Here is a 536-nt window from a genome sequence, read left to right on the forward strand (position 1 = left end):
GTCCTCGGTCCGATGCGTGCCTACGCGACCATGGCCGTGGATCACTTCGAGAAGCTCTCCGAGGTGCAGTACGACGCTGCCAAGGCGTACACCGAGTTCGGCATCCAGCAGGTCCGCTCCGCGATGGACATCAAGGATGCCTCGGACGTGCAGAGCTACTGGCAGCAGCAGCAGAAGGCCGCGGAGACCATCCGTGACCGCGTCAAGGGCGACGCGGAGAAGGTCGTAGCGCTGAACCAGGAGTTCGCCGAGAAGGCGCAGAAGGCCGTTCAGGAGAACGCCAAGACCGTCTCCCAGGCCGCCGGCACCAAGTAAGGCGCGCGCCTGACGCAGTGAACGCAAGCGCCGGTCCCCGACCGGCGCTTTTTTACCTTCCTACCCCTACCCGACGACGCTGAACCGCCCCTCCCGGATACAACCCCGCAGCGGCCGTGGTGTATCATCCTCCGCGCCACGGAGCCCGCAAGGAGTGCCGCCATGGCCCGCCCGGCCGCGCCCAGCCTCGATCCCCAGACCGTCTTCTTCCCCCTGGCCGC

Annotated in this window: 1 protein-coding gene; it reads left to right on the top strand. The window is 67.2% G+C overall.

Annotated features, from left to right (window positions below):
- Positions 1 to 315, top strand: a 315-nt coding sequence (locus G7A99_RS24360) for a phasin family protein (RefSeq protein ID WP_163144655.1), incomplete at its 5' end; no start/stop codon positions are given.
- Between the last annotated feature and the right edge of the window lie 221 nt (positions 316 to 536).

The sequence above is a fragment of the Arhodomonas sp. KWT genome, from assembly GCF_010993615.1.